The organism is Cellulomonas sp. EB106-03-03-XG116 (genome assembly GCF_058792015.1).
Genome location: NZ_JBYTEP010000122.1, coordinates 1 through 590 on the forward strand (window position 1 = coordinate 1; position 590 = coordinate 590).

The following is a 590-nucleotide window of genomic DNA, read 5'->3' on the forward strand; positions in this document are numbered from 1 at the left end:
ACCCCCGATCGATCGGGGGTCGACGCGAGGAGAGGGTGGGGTTCCGCGGGCGCGCGGCCTCAGCGCGCCGGCGCCGCCTCCGCGACCGCCGCGCGCAGCGCGGGCAGCTCGACCGGGCCCCGGTACCGCTCCCCCTGGATCAGCAGCGTCGGCGTCCCGCGCACCCCGAGCTCGAGACCGCCGACGTAGTCCGCCTCGACCAGGTCGGCGTACGGCTGGGCGCCCTCGCCCGCGACGGTCGCCGGGTCGAGGCCCAGGCGCGCGCCGGCGGCGCGGAGGTCGGGCTCGGTCAGCCGGTCCTGCTGCGCGAACAGCAGCCGCTGCATCTCCCAGAACAGCCCCTGCTCGGCGGCGGCCTCGGCCGCGAGCGCCGCGATCAGCGCGTGCGGGTGCACCTGGAACAGCGGGAAGTGCCGCCACACCAGGCGCACCCCGCCGTCGGACTCCTCGACCAGCCGCCGGAGCACCGGCTCGGCGTCGCGGCAGTACGGGCACTCGAGGTCGCCGTACTCGGTGACCGTGACGGGCGCGGCGGGATCGCCGAGGACGAGCCGGGGGGCGTCGGGCATGCCCCCAGCATGCCCGACGCC

General features: G+C 78.0%; 1 protein-coding gene. It reads right to left on the bottom strand.

From position 1 onward, the window contains the following. Window positions 1–59: 59 nt before the first annotated feature. Window positions 60–569, bottom strand: a complete 510-nt coding sequence (locus tag AC3WUG_RS19605) for a DsbA family protein (protein ID WP_492329203.1) — start codon at window positions 567–569, stop codon at window positions 60–62. Window positions 570–590: the final 21 nt, after the last annotated feature.

Bases quoted from the DNA above. Each gene is read 5' to 3' on its own strand.
- AC3WUG_RS19605 (WP_492329203.1), bottom strand. From the start codon at position 569: ATGCCCGACGCCCCCCGGCTCGTCCTCGGCGATCCCGCCGCGCCCGTC.